At 67.9% G+C, this 19,987-nt stretch carries 22 protein-coding genes and 4 tRNA genes; 15 read left to right on the forward strand and 11 right to left on the reverse strand.

Annotated elements, in window-relative coordinates:
- Positions 1–15 precede the first annotated feature (15 nt).
- The gene (locus OG558_RS32230) at positions 16–498 is read right to left on the reverse strand and encodes a nuclear transport factor 2 family protein (RefSeq protein WP_405066335.1); all 483 of its coding nucleotides are present in this window, start codon (positions 496–498) and stop codon (positions 16–18) included.
- Positions 499–627: 129 nt separating this feature from the next.
- Between OG558_RS32230 and OG558_RS32235 the strand changes: the two genes are divergently transcribed.
- Positions 628–1,764, forward strand: coding sequence for a PucR family transcriptional regulator (locus tag OG558_RS32235; RefSeq protein ID WP_405066336.1), 1,137 nt, complete (start codon positions 628–630; stop codon positions 1,762–1,764).
- A gap of 229 nt (positions 1,765–1,993) precedes the next feature.
- Complete coding sequence (locus OG558_RS32240; RefSeq protein WP_405066337.1) at positions 1,994–2,968, forward strand: alpha/beta hydrolase; 975 nt, start codon at positions 1,994–1,996, stop codon at positions 2,966–2,968.
- Positions 2,969–3,003: 35 nt separating this feature from the next.
- On the opposite strand, the gene OG558_RS32245 is transcribed toward OG558_RS32240, so the two are convergent.
- Positions 3,004–3,954, reverse strand: coding sequence for a LysR family transcriptional regulator (locus tag OG558_RS32245; RefSeq protein ID WP_405066338.1), 951 nt, complete (start codon positions 3,952–3,954; stop codon positions 3,004–3,006).
- A gap of 70 nt (positions 3,955–4,024) precedes the next feature.
- Between OG558_RS32245 and OG558_RS32250 the strand changes: the two genes are divergently transcribed.
- Together OG558_RS32250 and OG558_RS32255 are read left to right on the forward strand one after the other, a co-directional pair.
- Positions 4,025–4,942, forward strand: a complete 918-nt coding sequence (locus tag OG558_RS32250; protein WP_405066339.1) for a cyclase family protein — start codon at positions 4,025–4,027, stop codon at positions 4,940–4,942.
- A gap of 4 nt (positions 4,943–4,946) precedes the next feature.
- On the forward strand, positions 4,947–5,249 hold the full coding sequence (locus tag OG558_RS32255) for a hypothetical protein (RefSeq protein WP_405066340.1): 303 nt from the start codon (positions 4,947–4,949) through the stop codon (positions 5,247–5,249).
- Here the strand turns inward: OG558_RS32255 and OG558_RS32260 are convergent.
- On the reverse strand, positions 5,216–5,806 hold the full coding sequence (locus tag OG558_RS32260; RefSeq protein ID WP_405066341.1) for a TetR/AcrR family transcriptional regulator: 591 nt from the start codon (positions 5,804–5,806) through the stop codon (positions 5,216–5,218). The genes OG558_RS32255 and OG558_RS32260 overlap by 34 nt on opposite strands.
- Positions 5,807–5,886: 80 nt before the next feature.
- On the opposite strand from OG558_RS32260, the gene OG558_RS32265 reads away from it, so the two are divergent.
- The 3 genes from OG558_RS32265 (at position 5,887) to OG558_RS32275 (ending at position 8,674) form a co-directional block, all read left to right on the forward strand.
- Positions 5,887–7,140 (forward strand): FAD-dependent monooxygenase, encoded by a 1,254-nt coding sequence (locus OG558_RS32265; protein ID WP_405066342.1) that lies wholly within the window; start codon positions 5,887–5,889, stop codon positions 7,138–7,140.
- 26 nt (positions 7,141–7,166) lie between these two features.
- Positions 7,167–7,943 (forward strand): hypothetical protein, encoded by a 777-nt coding sequence (locus OG558_RS32270; RefSeq protein ID WP_405066343.1) that lies wholly within the window; start codon positions 7,167–7,169, stop codon positions 7,941–7,943.
- Between the two features lie 308 nt (positions 7,944–8,251).
- On the forward strand, positions 8,252–8,674 hold the full coding sequence (locus tag OG558_RS32275; protein ID WP_405066344.1) for a hypothetical protein: 423 nt from the start codon (positions 8,252–8,254) through the stop codon (positions 8,672–8,674).
- 163 nt (positions 8,675–8,837) lie between these two features.
- Here OG558_RS32275 and OG558_RS32280 read toward each other — a convergent pair whose 3' ends face one another.
- Complete coding sequence (locus OG558_RS32280) at positions 8,838–9,155, reverse strand: ArsR/SmtB family transcription factor (RefSeq protein ID WP_405066345.1); 318 nt, start codon at positions 9,153–9,155, stop codon at positions 8,838–8,840.
- Between the two features lie 36 nt (positions 9,156–9,191).
- Entirely contained in the window at positions 9,192–9,389 is a 198-nt protein-coding gene (locus OG558_RS32285) for a hypothetical protein (protein WP_405066346.1), read from the reverse strand.
- Between the two features lie 49 nt (positions 9,390–9,438).
- Between OG558_RS32285 and OG558_RS32290 the strand changes: the two genes are divergently transcribed.
- Entirely contained in the window at positions 9,439–10,695 is a 1,257-nt protein-coding gene (locus OG558_RS32290; RefSeq protein ID WP_405066347.1) for an MFS transporter, read from the forward strand.
- 573 nt (positions 10,696–11,268) lie between these two features.
- On the opposite strand, the gene OG558_RS32295 is transcribed toward OG558_RS32290, so the two are convergent.
- Positions 11,269–11,340, reverse strand: a tRNA-Val gene (locus tag OG558_RS32295).
- Positions 11,341–11,465: 125 nt separating this feature from the next.
- Between OG558_RS32295 and OG558_RS32300 the strand changes: the two genes are divergently transcribed.
- Complete coding sequence (locus OG558_RS32300; RefSeq protein ID WP_405066348.1) at positions 11,466–12,032, forward strand: CGNR zinc finger domain-containing protein; 567 nt, start codon at positions 11,466–11,468, stop codon at positions 12,030–12,032.
- An 80-nt stretch (positions 12,033–12,112) separates the two neighbouring features.
- Here OG558_RS32300 and OG558_RS32305 read toward each other — a convergent pair whose 3' ends face one another.
- Positions 12,113–12,931: an aminotransferase class IV gene (locus tag OG558_RS32305; RefSeq protein ID WP_405066349.1), complete on the reverse strand. Its 819-nt coding sequence runs from the start codon at positions 12,929–12,931 to the stop codon at positions 12,113–12,115.
- 175 nt (positions 12,932–13,106) lie between these two features.
- Here OG558_RS32305 and OG558_RS32310 point away from each other — a divergent pair.
- The 3 genes from OG558_RS32310 (at position 13,107) to OG558_RS32320 (ending at position 13,393) form a co-directional block, all read left to right on the forward strand.
- A tRNA-Gly gene (locus OG558_RS32310) sits at positions 13,107–13,179 on the forward strand.
- Between the two features lie 32 nt (positions 13,180–13,211).
- Positions 13,212–13,282: transfer RNA gene (locus tag OG558_RS32315), tRNA-Cys, on the forward strand.
- Positions 13,283–13,321: 39 nt separating this feature from the next.
- Positions 13,322–13,393 (forward strand) — tRNA-Val (locus OG558_RS32320).
- Positions 13,394–13,974: 581 nt separating this feature from the next.
- Here OG558_RS32320 and OG558_RS32325 read toward each other — a convergent pair.
- From OG558_RS32325 to OG558_RS32340, 4 genes are all read right to left on the reverse strand, one after another.
- The gene (locus OG558_RS32325; protein WP_405066350.1) at positions 13,975–14,583 is read right to left on the reverse strand and encodes a formylglycine-generating enzyme family protein; all 609 of its coding nucleotides are present in this window, start codon (positions 14,581–14,583) and stop codon (positions 13,975–13,977) included.
- A gap of 18 nt (positions 14,584–14,601) precedes the next feature.
- A complete protein-coding gene (locus OG558_RS32330) occupies positions 14,602–16,062 on the reverse strand; it encodes an ArnT family glycosyltransferase (RefSeq protein WP_405066351.1) in 1,461 nt (486 codons plus the stop codon).
- Positions 16,063–16,141: 79 nt separating this feature from the next.
- Entirely contained in the window at positions 16,142–16,363 is a 222-nt protein-coding gene (locus OG558_RS32335; RefSeq protein ID WP_405066352.1) for a hypothetical protein, read from the reverse strand.
- Positions 16,342–16,539 (reverse strand): SDR family NAD(P)-dependent oxidoreductase, encoded by a 198-nt coding sequence (locus tag OG558_RS32340; RefSeq protein ID WP_405066353.1) that lies wholly within the window; start codon positions 16,537–16,539, stop codon positions 16,342–16,344. Before OG558_RS32340 ends, OG558_RS32335 begins: the two co-directional genes overlap by 22 nt.
- A 77-nt stretch (positions 16,540–16,616) precedes the next feature.
- Here OG558_RS32340 and OG558_RS32345 point away from each other — a divergent pair, with 77 nt between their 5' ends.
- Genes OG558_RS32345 through OG558_RS32355 form a run of 3 tightly spaced genes read left to right on the forward strand, consistent with a single transcriptional unit; the run spans position 16,617 to position 19,980 of the window.
- Positions 16,617–17,702, forward strand: coding sequence for a GntR family transcriptional regulator (locus OG558_RS32345; protein ID WP_405066354.1), 1,086 nt, complete (start codon positions 16,617–16,619; stop codon positions 17,700–17,702).
- Between the two features lie 47 nt (positions 17,703–17,749).
- Positions 17,750–19,318, forward strand: a complete 1,569-nt coding sequence (locus OG558_RS32350) for a sensor histidine kinase (RefSeq protein ID WP_405066355.1) — start codon at positions 17,750–17,752, stop codon at positions 19,316–19,318.
- Complete coding sequence (locus OG558_RS32355) at positions 19,315–19,980, forward strand: response regulator (protein ID WP_405066356.1); 666 nt, start codon at positions 19,315–19,317, stop codon at positions 19,978–19,980. Before OG558_RS32350 ends, OG558_RS32355 begins: the two co-directional genes overlap by 4 nt.
- The last annotated feature ends 7 nt before the right edge of the window (positions 19,981–19,987 follow it).

The raw sequence follows: 19,987 nt of genomic DNA on the forward strand, positions 1-19,987 counted from the left end.
CCCAGTGAGCTCTGCTTACTGAGTTGCTTCCACTGAGGGATCGCCGTCGGTCGCGGCCCAAGCTACCTGGGGTGAGCCGGGCAGTGGTGTGGTGTCGAAGTACCTGACTTCGAAGACGCGTTCGCTGAATTTCCAGCCGTCCGGAGTGCGCCGGTACTGGTCGTGGAAAAGGGCGTAGTTGTAGATCGAGGTGCCGTCGTGCAGACGTCCGATCTCGGAGACGTAGGCGCGACCGGACGCGGTGTCGCCATCAAGCTTGATCGCGCCTGGATGCGTTGTCTGGACGAAGTACTCCCAGGCGTCTGCGAGTCGTTCGGTTCCGGCGCGGATCTCGTCTCTGCCGGTCTGGGCGATGCCGGCGTCGGGGATCCGGTACACGGCGTCGTGGGTGAACAGTGACGCGAAGCGGTCGTAGTCGCCCATCATCGCCGCGTCGCTGAACTCGCCGCGCAGTGCCTCGATCTCGACGCGGTCGGCAGTGGCCTGAAGGTCATTCATCGGTTTCCTCCGAGGCTCTGTTCTTTAGTTGGCAGGTTCTTCCGTCCACTACGACGACACGGCCACCCGGAATGTCAGGCAACGCGGAGCCTGGTCAGCTGCACGCGCAGATGAGGCAAGATGGCGGACATGGTCGAAGGGGTTCGCGAGAGTCAGGTGATCCGCCTGATCGCGGCCCTCGAGAGCGACGATGAAGTGGTCGAGCCGATCCTGCGGCGGGTGCGGAGCGAGATCCCCAGCTACCAGGCGGTCGGTCGTGAGCAGATCGTCGCGAGCGTCCACCGGATCCTCAGGCGGGTGTGCCGCACGCTGCGGGCGGGGGAGGTGCCTCCTCCGGACGAGTTCTGGGAGGCCGAAAGAGCCACGGTCGAACGGCTCGGGGCCGGTGTGCCGATCGAGGACATCATGGCCGGGTTCCGCGTCACGATCGCGAGCATCCAGGGCCGTCTGGTCGAGTTGGCGGTGGAGTGCGGAGTCGACGGGGCCGATGTGGTGGCGTTGACCTCACTGTTGTGGAGGCTGAGCGACGCGTTCTCGGCGCGGGCTGCGGCCGACTATCACCGGCAGGGACTGGCCCTCGCGATGGCGGACCAGCGGCGCCGGGACGAGTGGCTGGCAGGCGCACTCGCGGGCGACCTCGACCATGCACAACTGGAGAGGGGATACACGGTCTATCAGCTGCGCCGGGACACGACGTACCGCGCCTTCTGCACCGGCCCGGGCGAAGAGCAGAGGATCGAACAGGTTCAGCGTGCACTCGCCGAGCACCACGGGCACGGTGTGCTGATGGCTCCGACGCGCGATCGGCTGGTGGGCATCATGGAGAATCTGCCCACGCCTGTGCCGGGTCAGCTCATTGCGCTGGGAGTTCCGGCGCCGGTGGACCGGCTCGCCACGTCCTATCGGAGCGCGCAGGATGTCCTGGCCGCCGCCCTGCTGCAGTACCGCGAGGGCGTGCACACCCCGGAGACCTTGGGCTGGCGGCTCGCCGTGCCGACGCTTGGTGAGTTGGGTGAGCTGCTACGGATGCGCTACCTCGAGCCGCTTCACCGCGCGGGTGCTTTCGGCGACCAGGTCATCGAGGCGCTTCGCTGCTACCTGTCCCATGGCCGGAGCATCCCCCAGAGCGCGGCGGCCCTGCATGTCCACGTCAATACCTTGCGCTACCGGCTGTCGCGCTTCGAGGAGTTGACCGGCCGCTCGCTGCAGGACACCGACACGATCGTGGAGTTGTCGTGCGTCCTCTACGGAGCACCTGCCTCGTAGCTGGCTACGAACCAGCTCTGCCAGCGTTGGACCGGCGTTCGTAGCGAACCGAGGGACCAACGGCGCATTGTCGTGGCGTCCCATCCAAATGACGCGCGTCGCGGCCACACGCCGCCGTTTCGGGGGAGCTTCGTGACCGGTATGGAGCTGGTTGCCCCCGGCCCGCGCAGTGGTCACCCAGTTGGTGCCGTCCGACGGTGCCGGGACGTCAGCAACGCAGGAGGAAATGATGAGCGACAGCACCCACATCGAGCAGCCGCCGCTGGGCATCCGGCTGATGCATGCCCTAGGCAAGGAACCGTCCTGGTTGACGATGACCGACCAGGAACTCGCCGCCTTTCGTGACGCCGAGAATCGCAAGCGGATGTCCCCGCTGGCCCGGGTGATCACCGGCCGTCCGGACCGCGGCGCCGTGATCGAGTGGCAGGAGATGGCGCTGCCCGGGCGCGACCTCAGGGTCCGGGTGTACCGGCCGTCGGCCGGCGGCGCCGGCCTCCCGTTGGTGGTCCACGTCCACGGCGGCGGATTCGTCGGTACGGCGGTCCAGAGCGACTGGGTGAACAGCCACCTCGCCGCGCGGCTGCCAGCGGTGGTCGTCTCTGTCGAGCACCGCCTCCTCAGCTCGGGGACTCCGCTGTCCGCGGCGGCCGACGATGGCTGGGACGTGCTGCAGACCGTGGTGCGGCAGGCCAGGCAGTGGGGGATCGACCCAGCCCGCGCCGCTGTCTTCGGTGAAAGCACCGGCGCCCTGATCGCCGCCCTGGCAGCGATCAGGGCCAGGGAGTGCGGCCTGCAATTGCGGGCACAGGTCCTGGTGAATGCCGCCGTCGACGTCACCCCAGCCCTGTACGACCACGCGTCGATGACCACCTACGCCGACAGTCCGACCCTCACGAGGACGCAGATGGAACTGTTCTGTCGTCTCGCTGTGCCAGAGGGGACGGACCCTCGCCCGCTGTCACCGCTGCAGGCTGACGACCTGAGCGGTTTGGCTCCAGCACTTCTGGTCGTGCCGACGTTCGACCCGGTCTCCGATCAGGGCCGTCGGTATGCAGAGCGCCTGCGCGACGCCGGGACCCCGGCTCGCCTGGCCGAATTCCCCGGCGCAACGCACGCGTTCCTCAGCATGCCGAGCGTGGTTCCGCAAGCAAAGCCCGCACGGGCGGAGATCCTGGAGTTCCTCCGGGACCGCCTCGGTGACTGACCGACCCTCGTCGCTGCGACTGTCGGCCTTTACCGTCAGCTGTGGTGCAGTGGTGTGCGCGGCATCGCGACGGGAGTCAGGCCAAGGTCGAACGCGACTGTCTGAAGGGCGTCGACCAGGGCTTGGGTCCGTGGTTCGGGGCCGGCCGGCAGGTCGCGCCGCAGGACAGTGATGCGGCGGTGGCCCGCGACCGGTACCGATGGCAACGCGATCGCCAGGGGCGACGCGCTCGCGAGGGCCAGCTTCGGAATGACCGCGGCGCCGAATCCGCCCGCGACCAGCGCCAGGACGGTGGGGAACTCCAGGCATGTGTGGGCGCGGTGCGCGGTGAATCCGTACTGACCGGCGATCCTGTCCAATGCCCGGCCGCATGCGGTGTCCGGCGGACTGGCGACCCACGGGCGAGCAGCCAGATCCTTGATCGAGCCGGGACGAGGCGACCACGCCGACGGCGTGACAATGCAGTACTCGTCGTCGGCGACCGGCGCGGCGGACAGGCCGCGCAGTGGGCCAGGCGACCCTGAGTCGTCGGCGTCGTATTCGGCGATCACCAGGTCGATTGCTCCAGTGCGCAACTCGGTCAGCGCCGGAAGACCTTCCAGCTCCACGACCTCTGGTTCGAGATCGGGATGAGTAGTCGCCAGTTCGCGTAGCGCCGGAACGACGAGATGGCAGACCGCCGAGGAGAACGCCGCAATCGTCACCGGGCCGCTCAGCCTGCCATTCAGCTCGGTCAGCTCTCGGCGGGCCTCGGTGAGTTCCTGTTCGATGCGCTCTGCGCGGGCGGCCAGCAGTTGGCCGGCCGGTGTGAGGCTCGCCGTCCGGCGAGAGCGATCGATCAGCGGCTGGCCGACTTCCCGCTCGAGCTGTGCAAGCTGCTGGGAGACCGCGGACGGGGTCAGGTGGAGCAGCTGCGCCGCGGCCGCCATGCCACCCCGCAGCGCTACCGCGCGCAGCACCCGGAGGCGGCGGGGATCGAGCTCCATAAGCATCACTGTAGCAACGCTTCAGATAATCTCGCTTGTCATCAAGTATTCCTTCACGGAACATCGAGTCATGAGCGACAACACCGACGAGTGGCGGGTGCAGTTCGACGCCGGCGTGACCTTCGCGAACGGGGGCGGTCTCCAGGCCCAGGACTTCCGGCTGGATGTGCCGGGTCCCGGCATCAGCGACGGCGCCCTGGGTGAGTTGTTCGTGCGGCACCTTGGCCTCCTGATGGTCGACAAGGTTGCCATCAGCAACAAGCGGTTGCTTCGGGAGCCACACAAGGGATCCCGGGGTACGGCGGCCGAGCCGGCAAGTGGACCGCGGACGGTCGACCTCAGTCACGGCATCCGTGACGGGATGATCACCTACCCAGGCCTACCTGCCCCGGAAATCAGCGATCACCTTTCGCGGCAGGCGTCCCGCGAGATTTATGCGGCCGGCACCGAGTTCAGCATCAGCCGCATCTCGATGGTCGCCAATACCGGCACATATCTCGACAGCCCTTTCCACCGCTTCGCCGAGGGGGCCGACATAGCAGCCCTGTCCCTGTCCCGGCTCACCGATCTCGACGGTGTTGTGATCCGAGTTCTCGGCAGCAGGGAGCGGGCCATCGAGCGGAGTGTGCTGCTTCCCTACGACGTCGCGGGGAAAGCTGTGCTGATCCACACCGGCTGGGACCGGAACTGGGGCACCGAACGCTATGCGAGCGGCTATCCCTTCCTGACCGCGGACGCGGCGGCGTGGCTTGCAGCGCAGCGGCCCGCATTGGTGGGAATCGATTCGCTGAACATCGACGACGCAGGCGACGACAGCCGTCCGGCGCACACGGCACTGCTGGATGCCGGAATTCCCATCGTGGAGCATCTGCGTGGGCTGGAGCAGTTGCCGCCGTACGGTTTCCGGTTCCATGCCGCGCCTCCGGCCATCGAAGGCATGGGGACATTCCCGGTCCGTGCGTACGCCGTCGTGGACCAGGACCGTTAGTCCGATGGAAGCCGTCATCGCCTTGGTCGGCTGGACCGGCGCTGGAGTGCTGCTGGCCGCCTATGCGTTGGCTTCGGCTGAACGGATCGCGGCAGGCGGGCAGGTATTCCAGGTGATGAACCTGCTGGGTGCCGTGGCGCTCACCGTGAACTCGGCTTGCCACCGGGCGTGGCCCTCGGCCGTGCTCAATGCCGCGTGGATCACGATCGGCATGGTGGCGCTGAGCCGTCGCTCAACGTCTGTGGGGAGTGCGGACGTCGCCGCACCCGACCGTCACGACGCAGAGGATCTTCCCGTATCACCATGAGCCGCCTTGGCCCTGCGCCGCGGCTCGATGCCCAGGGCGGCGCAGGCGCCGTCCACGGCCACCCGGCGGAGCTCGTCCTTTGGCACATCGGCGAACTGGATGGTGCAGTCCTGGAGGCCGCCCAAGGCGATCACGGCCCGGGCCGCCTGCTCCAGCGTGGGTTCGGGGCCTTGCAGCAGCTTGACCAGCCGCCGGCGCCACTCCAGTACGAGGTCGATCAGGCCCAGGTCGGCGAGCGTGGTCAGCTCGCTGAGCATGAGCACCATCTCCGCGCGGTGGCGGTAATGGAAGTCGAAGTAGCCCTCCAGCAGGGCGCGGGGCTCGACCTCGCCCAGCGCCTCCTGGCCCACGAGGAAGGCCTCTTCCTCGTCGAGGATCGGCTGCACGATGCTGCGGACCAGTTCCTCGCGTGAGGAGAAGTGGTAGTAGAGCGACGGCTTGGTGATGCCCAGCCGGTCGGCGATCTCCTGCAGGCTGGTCCGCTGCACACCCTGCTGTGCGAACAGCTCGCGGGCGACCTCCTGGATTCGCTGCTTGGTGCCAGGGGGACGAGTCATGTCGCCAGCCTATCTTACTTAACGATAGGTAGGTGGCCGTGTTACCGTACCTACCTATCGTTAGGTAAGGAGGCATGAGCATGCGAATTCTCATCTCCGGCGCCAGCGTCGCCGGTCCGGTACTGGCGTACTGGCTCACCAGGCACGGCTTCTCCGTCACGGTCGTCGAGCGCGCGCCGGCTCTGCGCAAGACCGGTGGCCACTCGGTTGACCTGTTCCGGCCCGCGATGGCCATCTCGGACAAGATGGGCGTGCTCGCGCGCGTCAGTGAGCGGGCCACCGGCACGAACCGGATGACCCTGAAGCGGGAGGGCGTACGGCGTCCCGTCCGGGTGGACCTCTCCAAGATCTTCAGCGCCACGCCGGACGAGCACGTCGAGATCATGCGTGACGACCTGAGCGGGATCTACTACGACGCCGCATGCGACGACGTCGAGTATCTCTTCGGCGACTCGATCACCGCGATCTCGCCCGACGGCGAGGTGCGTTTCGAGAACGCCGCGCCGCGCCGCTTCGACCTCGTCGTCGGCGCGGACGGGCTGCACTCCAACGTGCGCCGTCTCGTCTTCGGTGACGAGTCTCGCTTCAGCGACTTCATCGGGGCCAACTTCGGGGTGCTGACCCTGCCCAACACCTTCAGCCTCGACGGCGAGCTGCTGATCCACGTCGGCGTCGGCCGCACGGCCGGCATCTACAGCGCTCGGCACCTCGACGAGGCGCGCGCGCTGTTCCTCTTTCGCAGCGAGCGCGAGCTCGACTACCACCACCGCGACGTGCCCCGGCAGAAGGACTTGCTGCGCGGTGCGTTCCGCGGCCTTCACGCCGACGTGGACCGCTGGCTGGACGAGCTCGATCGCACGCCGGCGTTCTACTTCGACTCGATCACCCAGGTCCGCGTGGACACCTGGTCGCGAGGGCGGGTGACCCTCGTTGGCGACGCGGGCTACTGCCCAGGCCCGGCCGTCGGTGGGAGTACCAGCCTGGCCGTCGTCGGCGCATACGTCCTCGCCGGCGAGCTGGCGCGGGCGGGCGGCGACCACGAGCGCGCCTTCCCGGCGTACGAGCGCGCGATGGCGAAGCACGTGCGCGGCAGCCGCGCGGTCGCGCTGAGCGCCGCGAAGACCCTGATCCCTACGTCGCGCCTCGGCGTGTCGGGACTGGCTCATGGCGCCCGCCTGATCTCTGCCCTGCCCGCGGGGCCTAGCCGCGCCCTCCTGCGTCTCACCACCAAGAGCGCGCGCGTCTACAACTCCATGACGGTCGACGACTACCCCGTCGCCCGCCGGATCACCAACGCGGGTCGGCCTCGCGGAGCGGATCGGCCGCTCACCTGAAAGCGCTGAGGTTAGGCTGGAGCCATATGAATGAAGAACCGAACTACGAGCACGCGGGTATCTTCTGGGTGGGTGGTCCGGCGGCGGCGGGCAAGACCACGGTGAGCCGGCTACTCGCCCGAAAGCATGGATTTCTCTGGTACAGCGTAGATGCTCATGCATTCGCTCACGAGAAGCGCGCAGCTGCGGCCGGGATTCATGTCATGGGTACTGGGCCCGGAGACTTTGATCGCCGGCCGATGATCCTGGCAGACATCCAGTCGCTGCCAGTGGATACATCGGTTGTCGTCGAAGGTGCATTCGTCACTCCCGAAATGGCTGGGATTTCCGAAAACGCAGTGTGGCTGATGCCGTCCAGGGAGGAACAGCTCGCACGACTGGAACACAGGCGGCCGGGCGGTGACCATCGAGGTCAGATCTGGGGCTGGGGGCTGGTGCGGAGCCAACTTGAGGGAACCGGCGCAAGCATCGTCGTGGTCGACGGCCAGACGGTCGAGCAAACAATCCTCGCGGTAGAGCAGAGGTTCAGCGCAATTTTGAGATCTTTCCCCACAGCGCGCACCACCGATGAGCGACAGTCCTTGATTCGTATCAGCAATCGCCAACTCGCTGAACAGGCGACCGAAAGACTGCGATTGGGAGGCGACAAGGAGAACGGACACCACGCGGTTCGCGTCTTCGATTGCGAGTGCGCACAGGCAAATTGCCATGAGCTTGTCGAACTTGCCGTCGATGAGATGCCAACTTCGCTCGCTCATTCGCCCCCATCAATTGTCTCACCCGCACACTCCAACTTGACCTGAAGCCGCCCTGGGCTCAGAGCTGGAGGCCGACGTGCTGAGTCACCGCCACGTGATTGCGCCGGGCAACCGACTTCGCAGACCTCGCCAACTGGCTCTCGGCTCCATCGCAGTAGTTGCGGGTCGCGGCGAGCACCGATCCGGCGGAACGTGCCCCAAAAGGTTGCGTCGTCCGGCGGTGATCCTTCTCACTTGTAAATAAATTACCGCCCCCTGGCTGCAGGCGTAGCGTGCTTTCCGTGAGTGAGTTGATCTTCCGAGGGAAGGACCGAATCCGCCCTTCCTGGCGGGTGTTTTCAGTCGTTGGGCTTGTGCTGATCGTTCGTGCGATCATCGGTCACGTCGGCGTCGTGGGACTCTGCTTGCTGGCGGGCCTGACGGCCGCTGTGGTCGGTCTCGGCATCGGCGCGGCGCGGCGGAGCTGGACCAGGGTCGGGCCGGAAGGAATCACCGTCTGCTGGGGCATCGGGCGGCGTGGTCGAACCTTTCCTTGGCAGGAGATCCGATGGATCGACGTATGGGAAAGCAGCGGTGCACACCTCGGACGCGCGGCCCGGATAACCCTCGCGAACGGGCGGCGTCTCAGGCTGCCTGCGCTCGCGAGCACCAGCGCCTACCCACAGCCGACCTTTCCCGAGGACTTCCGGCGAGTCGTCGCCTGGTGGGAGTTCAGCACCGACCCAGCCGCACGGTTCCAGCCACGGCTGACGTTGCGAACCCGGCTGGCGCCCTAGATGCCCGGCGTGACCATAGCTCTGCTCATAGTTGTCGGCGTCGTCATCGCCCAGGTCGTACAGACTTAACGGGTCGAACCGCCCTGTCGCGTCGGTCCGGCCCGCTCTCGCGGCGCGGGTTCGAGTTGACGTCGGAAAACCCCAGGCGTGCCGAAGACATGATCTACATCCCACGGACGAGCCGGTCGCCGAGGTCTGAGCGGCGGTAGAGGACCGAGCGGCCGTGCCGGGCCGAGATGAGCAGGCCGGCGGCGCGCAGTGCGCGCAGGTGCTGGTTGGCGGCGGTGGTTGTGACGTTGAGGCGGACGGCGAGTTCGGTTGACGATGTCGGCGTCTCGAGCAGCCTCAGCAGTTGGGCGCGGACACGGCCGATCAGGCCTACCAGGGCGGTTGGCGGTGTGCTCGTCTGGGTTTCCCAGAGCGTGCCGAGGCCGCGTGCCGGGTAGATGAGGTCCGGTGGTTCGTCGGGGGAGATTGGCACCGATCCGCGTCGGCTGAAGAGCGAGGGGGTGAGGGGTCAGGCCGCGGCCGGCGGTCGAGGTGCGGTAGGAGTGGTCGCTGCGCAGCCGTACCCGCAGGACGGTGTGGTCGAGGCGGACGTGTGGGTCACGTTCAGCGGCGAGATCGCGAACCGTACTTCGCCGAGGTCGTGCCCGCGAGCAACGGTGTAGGTGACGTTCTTCAGGTGCGCGGCTCGTACTCGATCATGAAGCAATACGCTACATCTCTGGTGTCGGGGGAGGTCCGGGTGCGACAACTGTCGGGTGTCTGAACTCCTCCGCGATCCGCTCGAGCGCGCGCTGGCCAGCGCGGTGGCCGCGATGTCGCTGTCGCGTGGCATGTTCTTCGCCGTCAGCGCCCTGAATTTCACCCGCGGAGTCGGGCTGTCTGCGGCCGTCGTCGGGATCGGTCTCACCGCCGCTGGAGGGGTCGGCGTGGTGGCGTCGTACGCCGGTGGTCGGCTGAGCGACCGCTGGGGTGCCGATCGGCTGCAGCAGTGGGCGCTGGCCGCGAACGGCGTCTCGCTGCTGGCCTATGCCCTGGCCGGCAACGTCGTCAGTTTCGTGCTGGTCGCGGCGTGTGTCTCGGCCAGCCGCGGCCTGATGAGCACGGCTCAGATGACGTTGCTCGCCCGGTGGTACGTCGGCCCGGGGCGGGTCGCTGTCCGCGCCCGACTGCGGGTGGTGATGAACGTCTTCATCGGCGTCGGCACCCTGCTCGCGGGACTGGCTCTGCTGGCCGACACCACCATGGCCTACCGCCTGACGGTGGTCCTCGTCGGCGCGATCACGATCCTTGGCACGGTCCCCCTGATCGGTCTGCGGCGCAGGGTCGCCGGGCTGGCGGCACGGATGGACGCCGCCGGCACCGCCGGGGCGTCACGCGGGCGCTCACCGCTGCGGGATCGCACCTACGTCGCCTCGACAGTCCTCAACGCCGTACTCGCGATCCACTTCGGGCTGACCACGGTCGGGGTACCGCTGTGGGTGGCAGACCACACCGATGCCCCGACGGTCGTGGTCTCGGCGCTGCTGATCGTCAACACCGCCTACGTAGCGCTCTTCCAGGTCCGTGCCTCCCGCGGCACGCAGAACCTGCGCACCGCCGGGCGGTCAGTACGCCGAGCGGGCCTGCTCCTGCTCACCGCCTGCCTGCTGTTCGCCTTAGCAGGCCATCTCGGCGCCGCGGCAGCAATCGCCGTCCTGGTCCTCGCCGCTCTCGCCTCCTCCGCGGCCGAGACGCAGGGCGAGGCCGGAGGCTGGGGCATGGCCTTTGAACTCGCCGACCCCACTCGCGCCGGCGCCTACCAAGGCCTCAGCCAAACCGGCAACGCACTCGCCCTGATGCTCGCCCCCGCCGTCGTCACCACAACCGCCATCGACCACGGCACACCAGGCTGGATCGCCCTCGGCACCCTCTTCGCAGCCACCGGCACCGCAACCGCAGCCGTCGCAAACCACGCCGCCACACGCAGGAACCAACGCGACACGCCCGTCGGCACCACTCCCGCCCGCACTTGATGCCAATGACCCGATGATCAACTGCGCCTGCGACGCACGCCGATCGAACTCGGGACCACACCGACAGAACCCGGACGCCCCGGTCGGTTGATCTGTGGCGCAGTTGCTGCGCGGAGATGGTGAGGGCGGCGGGGCCACGGGTTCTCGATCTAGCGCGCGACCACAGGAGCCCGCGTGCTTAGGCGGGCGGGATCGCGGAGCCGAGCGCAGCGTGGGCGCAAACCCGGCGGCGGCGAGCAACCAGGGAGCCGAGCGAAGCGCAGGCGCAAACCCGACAGCGGCGAGCAACCAGGGAGCCGAGCGAAGCGCAGGCGCAAACCCGACGTCGGCGAGCAACCAGGGAGCCGAGCGAAGCGCAGGCGCAAACCCGACAGCGGCGAGCAACCAGGGAGCCGAGCGAAGCGCAGGCGCAAACCCGACGTCGGCGAGCAACCAGGGAGCCGAGCGAAGCGCAGGCGCAACGGGGTGCGGGTGGCGAAGCCCCCGCTCGCGGCAAGCGAAGCGCAGCCGCACAACACGAAGCAGGCGACGCGGCTCGCGCTTTCCGCGAGCACACGTCGCCTGTCGACTGCGTGGGCGATACTGGGTTCGAACCAGTGACCTCTTCGGTGTGAACGAAGCGCGCTACCACTGCGCCAATCGCCCGTACTGTTGGTGCTGTTGTTGCTTTCTGGTGCCTTGCGGGTGAAACCTTAGCGCATCATGGAGCGACGATCTAATCGGCCCGGGCTACTCTTGCTGCAGGACGGAGACCCCGTCGCGTTGGAGACGTGATTGTGACTTTCTCGCACGACACCGAGCAGGCGCTCGGCACGCTGGTCCGGCTCGTCAACACCCTGCCCGGACCGAACAGCCAGGTCGACACGATGGAGACGCTCGAGGAGCTGGAGAAGTTCGTCCACGAGCGCGAGGTCAGTGCGGTCGACACGCTGACGGAGAAGGACCTTGCCGAGGTCCGCGACCTGCGTCCGTTGTTCTCGCCGGTGTTCACCACGGATTCCGACGCGACGGCAGCGGTGATGATCAACGCGATCGTCGCCCGCGGTACGACGACGCCGCGGCTGACGAATCACGACGGGCACCCGTGGCACATCCACTACTCGCGGGACGGTGCGTCACTGGCGTGCCGGATCACGGTGGAGTGCGGGATCGCGCTGGCCCAGGTGATCTCCGCCGGCGAACGCGAACGCCTCCGTCGCTGCGAGGCACCGGACTGTGATGACGCCCTGATCGACCTGTCCCGCAACCGTTCCAAGCGGTACTGCGACGCCCGCACCTGCGGCAACCGTCTGCACGTAGCCGCCTACCGCGAACGCCGCAAAGCCTCCGGCGAGTAGCCCCTGAAGTGGGCATCGGGTCGTGCTTTTCGGAACATTCTCTGCGCCAGGCGGCAGAAATCATCCGGAAAGTGCGTCCGTTAGGGGTTGGGGTTTTCGGCTGAGCGTTCGGTGAAGATCTTGGTGACCTGGGCGGTGATGGCGCCGGGTGCCGGGAGGTCGCGGTTGTCGACGCGGTGGATCGCTTGGACGTCGCGCGTGGTGGAGGTGAGGAAGACCTCCTCGGTGTCGTGCAGGCGCTCGAGCGGTACATCGCGCTCCACTCCGCCGAACCACTCGAGCACCAGCGCGCGGGTCACGCCGGCCAGCGCCCCCGACTCCAAGGTCGGCGTGACGAGCTCGCCGTCGTACACGCAGAAGATGTTCGAGCCCGTGCCCTCGCACAGGTTGCCGATCGTGTTCGCGAAGATCGCCTCGCTGCCGCCGCGTTCCTTCGCGTAGGCGAGTGCACGGACGTTCTCGGCGTACGACGTCGTCTTCAGGCCGGCGACCGCGCTGCGCTCGTTGCGGACCCACGGCACGGTGACGATCGCCGACGTCGGCCCGGGGCGCTTGATGGCTTGCGTCGCGATCAGGATCGTCGGTCCCGACGTACCGCGATCGGACGACAACGGTGAGACACCACCCGTGTACGTGATCCGCAGCCGGCCGAACGGGATGTCGGGATCGGCCTTCACGACCGCCGCGATGCCCTCCTCGAGCTGGGCCACGTCCGGCTCCGGCAGGCCGAGGCCGACCGCGGACCGAACCAGCCGCTCAAGATGCCTCGTCACCGCGAACGGACGCCCGTCGACGATCTTGATCGTCTCGAACACACCGTCACCGGTGGTGAGCCCGTGATCCAGTGGCGAGACCGTCGCCTCGTCGTCCTGCAAGGCGCCGTTGAGCCAGATACGCATGTGCCGCTCCTTCCGCGGAACACCTTAGTGCGCAGGCGATCCGGGTCCGACGGGCGGTCCGAAGGTGACCGGACGATGACGGTACGTCGACGTTGAGGGACCCCGATTTTTGAACTCCGGGCGAGATGGGCTAGTGTTCTTCTCGCGCCGGGGGAGTCGAAAACCCGGTCGCGATGCGGACGTAGCTCAGTTGGTAGAGCGCAACCTTGCCAAGGTTGAGGTCGCCGGTTCGAACCCGGTCGTCCGCTCGGAGAGGGTTCGGCGGGCCAGCTTTCTCACTGGTGGAGTGGCCGAGAGGCGAGGCAACGGCCTGCAAAGCCGTGTACACGGGTTCGAATCCCGTCTCCACCTCGACACCGTCACGTGAGAGTGTGTTGTGTGGTGTTGTTTGGACGATTGGCGCAGCGGTAGCGCGCTTCCCTGACACGGAAGAGGTCACTGGTTCGATCCCAGTATCGTCCACGAAGGCGATAGGCGACTCGTGTCCGCGGAAAGCGCGGACCGGGTCGCCTTCGTCGTTTGTGCGGCAGCGCTTCGCTCGCCGCGAGCGGGGGCTCCGCCACCCGCACCCCCTTTGCGCCTTCGCTTCGCTCGGCTGCTGTGGTTGATCGCCGCTCGGACGGTTCCGCGCTGGGGTTGCCCGTCGCTGAACGTTCCCGGCGGTGGTTGCCCGCCGCTGGATAGCACCCGGGTCTGGTGGCCCACTCTTGGACAGTTGTCGGCTCCGGTTTCTCGTCGCGGTCTGCTGCCGGGTCCTGAAGGGTTGCTGGCGGTGGTTGCGCGCTGCGGCGTGCTCTACGGCTGTGGTTGCGCCGGGAGTGTGACCGTTGGCTGTGGTTGCGCTGGTATGCGGCCATCGGCGGCCTGGGATTGGTTGCGGCTGCTGCGGCCGGGCTGGGGACGAGATCGAGGGCGGTCGCCGGGTCGTGGAAGCGCGGGTGTGGGTCGGCCTGCGTCGAGGGTGAGTGCGTCTTGAGTACAGCGAAGCGGGCCGAAGGCGCTGGCCGAGATGAGGGCACGGGTGACCCACGGATGGTCGCCGCTCAGAGTGTGATTGATTGGGCGATGCGTAGGCCGAGGTCCTCGATGGCGAAGGTTGGGTGGGAGCGGCGCCGGACGGTGGAACCGACTGAGCGTTCCGGGTCGTCGAAGCCGGCGCCGCGGAAGATGCGGTACGCGCCGTACGTCGCCGGGTCGTAGAGGTCCCAGCACCACTCCCAGACGTTGCCGAGCATGTCGTGCAGACCCCAGTCGTTCGACGTTTTGAGCCCGACACGATGTGGGTGACCGTCGGAATTTCCTAAATACCAGGCGATGTCGTCGACAGGCCCGTAGCGGTAGGCCGGCACACCCGCGGTGCACGCGTACTGCCACTCGGCCTCCGTCGGCAGCCGGTACCCGGGCGAGCTCGACGACCACGTGACCTCCTCCCCGTCGATCACATACGCGGCGGGCAGACCGTCCTCAGCGGACAACTTGTTGCACAAGGCAACGGCGTCGTACCAGCTGATGCCGGTGAGCGGTACGTCGTCCGCCCCGACGACCGGGTAGCGGCCGAGCCGGAACGCGGCCAGCGAGACCTGCCAGCGGGTGCCGAGGCGGTCGTCTCGGAGGGCGATGGAGCCCGCCGGGAGGTCGACCAGAGGGAGCATCGTCCAACCGTACGTGCGTCAGTAGTACCTCCTCAGCTTCGGCCACAGCGTGGACCACGGCTCGGTCGGCGCCGAGCACAGCACGAGCGCGGTGCCGTCCTCGTCGTTCGAGACGATGTTGTCGATCGTGCCGACCTGCGAGCAGTCCCGGAAGTTCGCCTCGAACGACGGCGTCCGCTCGATCTCGACGAGCAGAACAGGCCCGGTGTTGCTGTCCGGCGGGCGGCCCCAGTCGGCGAAGCTCATGTGTCCCGAGTACGCCGATGGCAGCCCATGTGCAGGCCCGTAGCGGAGCAACGCCCCGGCCTCGCCGTAGTTGCCGGCGAAGATCGTGGCCGACGACCGTTGGTCCGCTGGGATTCGCTCCCACGCCGTCGCGACGGCTGCCGCCATCGAAGGCCAGCCGATCTGCTCGCCTTGCTCCTTGTTCACCGGGATGACGAAGTCCACCGCCGACGCCGGAAGCACCGGCAAAGTGAACAGTGCGGACGTCAAAGCGGTGAGCACCAGCCCGACCACCGCAAGCGGCCTGTGGCGGTCGATCCAGCCCAGCGCCGGCTCGCTCCCGGCCGCCACCAGGACGAGCAGCAACGGCAGCGCGTAGTACGACTTCCCGCCGACCGCCAGTACGACGACACACAGCAGCGGGTACGCCAACGCGATGGACCGGGCCCACGGAGTCCGCCACAGCCGCAGGAACCCGGCCACCCAGATCGGCACCAGGAACGGCGACAGTTGCAGAATCTGCAGCGGGATGAACATGAGCCGGTTCTCGGTGCCGTCGTCCTCGCTGATCCCGCCCGCGACGGTGAGCTGTGGCCAGTCGTGCTGGAACTGCCACACCACGTTGGGCAGAGCGGCAAGCCCGGCCAGCGCGACGCCGGCCAGCAGCCACCACGACCGCAGCACCTCTCGCGGACCGACGATCAGCAACGCGACCAGCAACGCGCCGACCGGGAGAACGACGAGGTACTTGTTCTCCAAGGCGATCCCGACCGTCAGCCCGAGCGCGAGCCACCACCGCCCGTCGCGGGTCCGCAGCAGCTTGACCGCGAACAGTCCGATCAGCATCCACGCCAGCAGGTCGTACGTCGCCGTCGACACGAGATGCCCGACGCCGAGGACGAACCCGGACACGGCCGCACACACCGCCGCCAGCACCTGCCCACGCCGATCGCTGCCGAACTCACGGGCGATCAGCGCCACCACGATGATCGTGATCACGCTGCTCACCGTCGACAGCACCCGAAGGCCCATCACCGTGTCCCCGAACACCGAGGTCGAGAGCCGCGCCAGCAAGGGCGTGAGCGGCGGCTGATCGACGTACCCCCAACTCAGCCGGCGGCCGGCGACCATGAAGTACAGCTCGTCGCGGTGGAACCCGTACCGCCCGGACAGCGCCGTCAGCACGAGCCCGACGGCGACCGCGACGGACACCACGGGACGAGCTGCGAAGGCAGGCACTGCTGGGCGGGTCATGCCGGAATGTTGTCAGCCCATCGGGTCCCCTCACCAGGATCTGATCCGGAACTCCTCCAGACTTTTTCCGGCATCGATGTCACTCGAGAAAGCGTGGCTCCGCACCGCGATCCAGCAGCACCACCCGACCGGCCAGAGACTCGTCCTCGACGAAGCGCACAACGGCGTCCGTCAGGACCTCGAGTGGGACCAACTCAGGGCCACGTTCAGCCACCGGAAGAGCGGCCCCGCCGCCGGCGTTGTTGACCAGGATCTGCGGTTGACATGCCATCAGGTCGGTCACCGCCGCGTCGTCGCGCATGTCGACCTGCACAACCGCGCCGATGAGCCGATCAGCTCACACGTGCGACTACCGCCCGCGACGTCGATGTCGGTCACCACCACCTCTGCGCCGGCCGCGGCCAGGCGCAGGGCGATGGCGCGGCCGATCCCGACCGCACCTCCGGTGACCACTGCGCGTTTCCCATCGATTCGCATGACAGTCACGCTGCCACCGCCCACCGACAGTAGGGGATGATTTGATATGTCAACCGGACAACAGGTGAGGTGGCGGCGTGGCATTGCTGTACGAGCGGATCTGCAACCACGTCCTGGAGCAGCTCCGGCGCGGTGCACTGAGGCCCGGTGACCGCGTGCCGTCCGAGATGGAGCTCGCAGCGCAGTTCGAGGTCAGCCGGATCACGTCGAAGCGCGCTCTCGAGGTCCTGCGGGAGGCCGGCCTGGTCGAACGCATCCGCGGCAAGGGGACGTTCGTCGTACGGCGCCTGCCCGATCTGAGCCGGATCACGATGCCTCTGCGCGGCCGCCCGGGTCCGCGGCAGGAGGCTCGTTCGATCGCGCTCATCGTGCCGGACGTGTCGGAGGCCTACGGTCTGGATCTCCTGAACGCCATCGAGGAGCGCTGCGCGGAGTACGGCGCCCATCTGGTCGTACGGCGAACCCACGGGCGGCAGACCGACGAGGAGAAGGCCGTGGACTCGCTCGTGGCGAGTGTCGACGGTCTGATCGTGTTCCCGGTCCACGGCGACTTCTACAACGCCAGCCTGCTCCGACAGGTGCTGGACGGCTACCCAGTTGTCCTCGTCGACCGGCATCTGTCCGGAATTCCGGTCGCGGCCGTGCACACCGACAACGTGGCGGCCGCGCGGGCGCTGACGGCGCGGTTGCTCGACCAGGGACACCGTCACATCGCCTTCCTCTCCCCACCGCCCGTCAACACGTCGTCGATCGAGGAGAGGCTGGAGGGTTTCCGCTCGGCGTTCGAAGGCAGGGGACAGGCTTACGAACTGACCGACCTGCGCAGCACTCTGCCCGGTTCGACGACCACTGAGAGTGTGCGGGCGGACATGGAGGTGATCCGCGCGTTCCGGGAGCGGCTGCCGGAAGTGACGGCGTACTTCGCCTGTGAGTACAACCTGGCCCGGATGGTCGACCGCGCACTGGGCGGCGACGGAGTGGTCGCGTGTTTCGACTCACCAGGCGACTCCATCGGCGGACCGCCGTACCTGCATGTCCGGCAGAACCAGGCGGAGATGGGCCGGCGCGCAGTCGACCTGCTGCTCGCCCAGCTGCGCGGGGAGCCGGTGCCGAACCTGTCCATGGTCCCCTTTGAGCTGGTCGATGCCGACAGCAACACCTGACTTTCGGCAGTACGGCGACATGCAAGCGACTGTGTAGCGTCTACGGCATGACGTGGCGGCGCCTGGGGGACGTCGGCCTGTGGGCCGCGCTGAGCTTCCTCGTGCTCGCCGAGAGCGGCACACGCGGTGATCCGTACTGGGTGCGTGCGGCGTGCGTCGGCGTACTGCTCCTGGCCGCGTTCGGTCGGTGCAGGTGGCCGCTGGCCGCACTGGCCGTGGTCGCCTGGGCGCAGATCCTCATTCTGATCTTTGCCCTCGGTACGACGCACGGTGTGCAGATCGCACTGGTCCCGGCGATCAGCCTGTTGAGCTATCTGGCCGGCCGGCGCGAGACGCAGCTGAAGCACTTCGTCATGGTGTGCAGCTGGTCGCTGCTCGGGGGCCTCGCGCTGACGGTGGTGATGAGACGGCAGGTCCGGGCCACGGAGTCGATCCTGTCCTGGCTGGTGATGCTTCTGCTGGCCTTGTTGCTGGTCGTGCTGCCATGGCTGGTCGGCCGGTACCGCGCCCAGCAGGCGCTGCTGGCCTCGGCCGGCTGGGAGCGGGCCGAGCGGATCGAACGCGAGCAGCGGATGGCGATCGACCAAGAGCGCTTGCGCGAACGGTCCCGGATCGCCGAGGACATGCACGATTCGGTCGGTCACGAGCTGAGCCTGATCGCGCTGCGGGCCGCCGCGCTGGAGCTCGATCCCACTCTGCCGGAGGAGCATCGGCGGGCCGCGACGTCGCTGCGTGAGGCAGCGGCCACCGCGACCGAGCGACTCGGCGACATCGTCGGTGTACTGCGGGACGCGGACGCGCCCGTCATGCCGCATGACGAAACTGTGGCCGCACTGGTCGACCGAGCGGCCGCGTCAGGCCTCAACGTGCGACTGGTTGAGGAGGGCATCGGTGAGCTCTCACCGATGGTGGACCGGGCAGTCCACCGCGTCGTCCAGGAATCGTTGACGAACGCGAACAAGCACGCGCCAGGTGCTGCGGTGACTGTGTCCGTGACCTCCCACGAGGACAATGTGCAGATAAGCATCGTCAATACCGGTGCGACGCGGCCACAGCAGGCAGTGCCGTCAAGCGGTCGCGGCCTGGACGGGTTGCGGGAGCGCGTGCGGCTGGTCGGCGGGACGCTGACCGCAGGACTCCGGTCCGGTGGTGGATTCGAGGTGGTCGCGACGATGCCGAGCGCCGGCGGCCGCCCCGAAGCTGAGAAGCCGACCGACACGGCGGAAGAACGAGCCACGGTACGACGGTCCGCCCGCCGCGGACTGATCACCGTGGTGGCCGCGCCGCTGATCCTCGGCGCCGTCGTCGGAGTGGTTGCCCTCGGCTACTACCTCGTCGCGGGCTACAGCTCGATCCTGCGGCCCGCGCAGTACGACGCACTGACGATCGGCCAGCGCGAGGACGACGTGGAGAGGGTGCTACCCGCGATGGAGATGATCGACCCGCCGGGGGAGGGCTATCACCCACCGGCCGGCTGGAGTTGCCGCTACTACCGCCCGGACGCCCCGTTCTCCATCACATATGTCTATCGCCTCTGCTTCGCCGACGGCGCGCTCGTCGCCAAGCACCTGGTGCAGAGCGGTTCCGTCACACCGACCCCGGAGGCGACCGGATGATCCGGGTGCTGCTGGCCGACGACGAGGCGATGGTGGGGGGCGGCGTCCGCGCGATCCTCGGCACCGATGACGCGATCGAGGTCGTTGCGGAGGCAGCCGACGGCGTGGCAGCGATCGAGGCGGTACGGCGGCATCGGCCGGACGTCGCCGTACTCGACATCCGGATGCCGCGGATGGACGGACTGGCGGCCGGTGCCGAGATCCGGCGGACCGTGCCCGAGACCGCGGTGGTGATGCTCACGACCTTCTCTGAGGACGCGTACATCGCCCGCGCGCTCGGCGACGGCGCGAGCGGGTTCCTGTTGAAGTCGGGGGACCCGCGGGAGCTGATCGCCGGCCTGAAGGCGGTGGCGGAAGGCGCCGCGTATCTGTCGCCGCGCGTCGCCCAGCGGGTGATCGCCGAGCTGAGTGCCGGATCCGGCGGCGGTGCGATGGCCCGGGCCGCGGCCGCCAAGGAGCAGGTGGCCGTCCTGAGTCCCCGCGAGCTGGAGGTGCTCGGCCTGGTCGGCGCCGGACTGTCGAACGCCGAGATCGCCGCGCGGCTCTACCTGGTCGAAGGGACCGTGAAGGCCTATGTCAGCGCCGTCCTGCTACGACTCGCGGTGAAGAACCGGGTCCAGGCCGCCATCGTCGCCTACGAGGCGGGATTGGTGACATCTTGAGTCGTCA

Source organism: Kribbella sp. NBC_01510 (assembly GCF_045040325.1).
GTDB lineage: Bacteria > Actinomycetota > Actinomycetes > Propionibacteriales > Kribbellaceae > Kribbella.

What these genes read in the sequence shown, in the direction of transcription:
- OG558_RS32305 (WP_405066349.1), bottom strand. Translation starts at nt 12,931, where the DNA reads ATGCGTATCTGGCTCAACGGCGCCTTGCAGGACGACGAGGCGACGGTC.
- OG558_RS32260 (WP_405066341.1), bottom strand. Translation starts at nt 5,806, where the DNA reads ATGACTCGTCCCCCTGGCACCAAGCAGCGAATCCAGGAGGTCGCCCGC.
- OG558_RS32325 (WP_405066350.1), bottom strand. Translation starts at nt 14,583, where the DNA reads ATGCTCCCTCTGGTCGACCTCCCGGCGGGCTCCATCGCCCTCCGAGAC.
- OG558_RS32335 (WP_405066352.1), bottom strand. Translation starts at nt 16,363, where the DNA reads ATGCGCGACGACGCGGCGGTGACCGACCTGATGGCATGTCAACCGCAG.
- OG558_RS32240 (WP_405066337.1), top strand. Translation starts at nt 1,994, where the DNA reads ATGAGCGACAGCACCCACATCGAGCAGCCGCCGCTGGGCATCCGGCTG.
- OG558_RS32270 (WP_405066343.1), top strand. Translation starts at nt 7,167, where the DNA reads ATGAATGAAGAACCGAACTACGAGCACGCGGGTATCTTCTGGGTGGGT.
- OG558_RS32265 (WP_405066342.1), top strand. Translation starts at nt 5,887, where the DNA reads ATGCGAATTCTCATCTCCGGCGCCAGCGTCGCCGGTCCGGTACTGGCG.
- OG558_RS32245 (WP_405066338.1), bottom strand. Translation starts at nt 3,954, where the DNA reads ATGGAGCTCGATCCCCGCCGCCTCCGGGTGCTGCGCGCGGTAGCGCTG.
- OG558_RS32350 (WP_405066355.1), top strand. Translation starts at nt 17,750, where the DNA reads ATGACGTGGCGGCGCCTGGGGGACGTCGGCCTGTGGGCCGCGCTGAGC.
- OG558_RS32255 (WP_405066340.1), top strand. Translation starts at nt 4,947, where the DNA reads ATGGAAGCCGTCATCGCCTTGGTCGGCTGGACCGGCGCTGGAGTGCTG.
- OG558_RS32330 (WP_405066351.1), bottom strand. Translation starts at nt 16,062, where the DNA reads ATGACCCGCCCAGCAGTGCCTGCCTTCGCAGCTCGTCCCGTGGTGTCC.
- OG558_RS32340 (WP_405066353.1), bottom strand. Translation starts at nt 16,539, where the DNA reads ATGCGAATCGATGGGAAACGCGCAGTGGTCACCGGAGGTGCGGTCGGG.
- OG558_RS32230 (WP_405066335.1), bottom strand. Translation starts at nt 498, where the DNA reads ATGAATGACCTTCAGGCCACTGCCGACCGCGTCGAGATCGAGGCACTG.
- OG558_RS32235 (WP_405066336.1), top strand. Translation starts at nt 628, where the DNA reads ATGGTCGAAGGGGTTCGCGAGAGTCAGGTGATCCGCCTGATCGCGGCC.
- OG558_RS32355 (WP_405066356.1), top strand. Translation starts at nt 19,315, where the DNA reads ATGATCCGGGTGCTGCTGGCCGACGACGAGGCGATGGTGGGGGGCGGC.
- OG558_RS32250 (WP_405066339.1), top strand. Translation starts at nt 4,025, where the DNA reads ATGAGCGACAACACCGACGAGTGGCGGGTGCAGTTCGACGCCGGCGTG.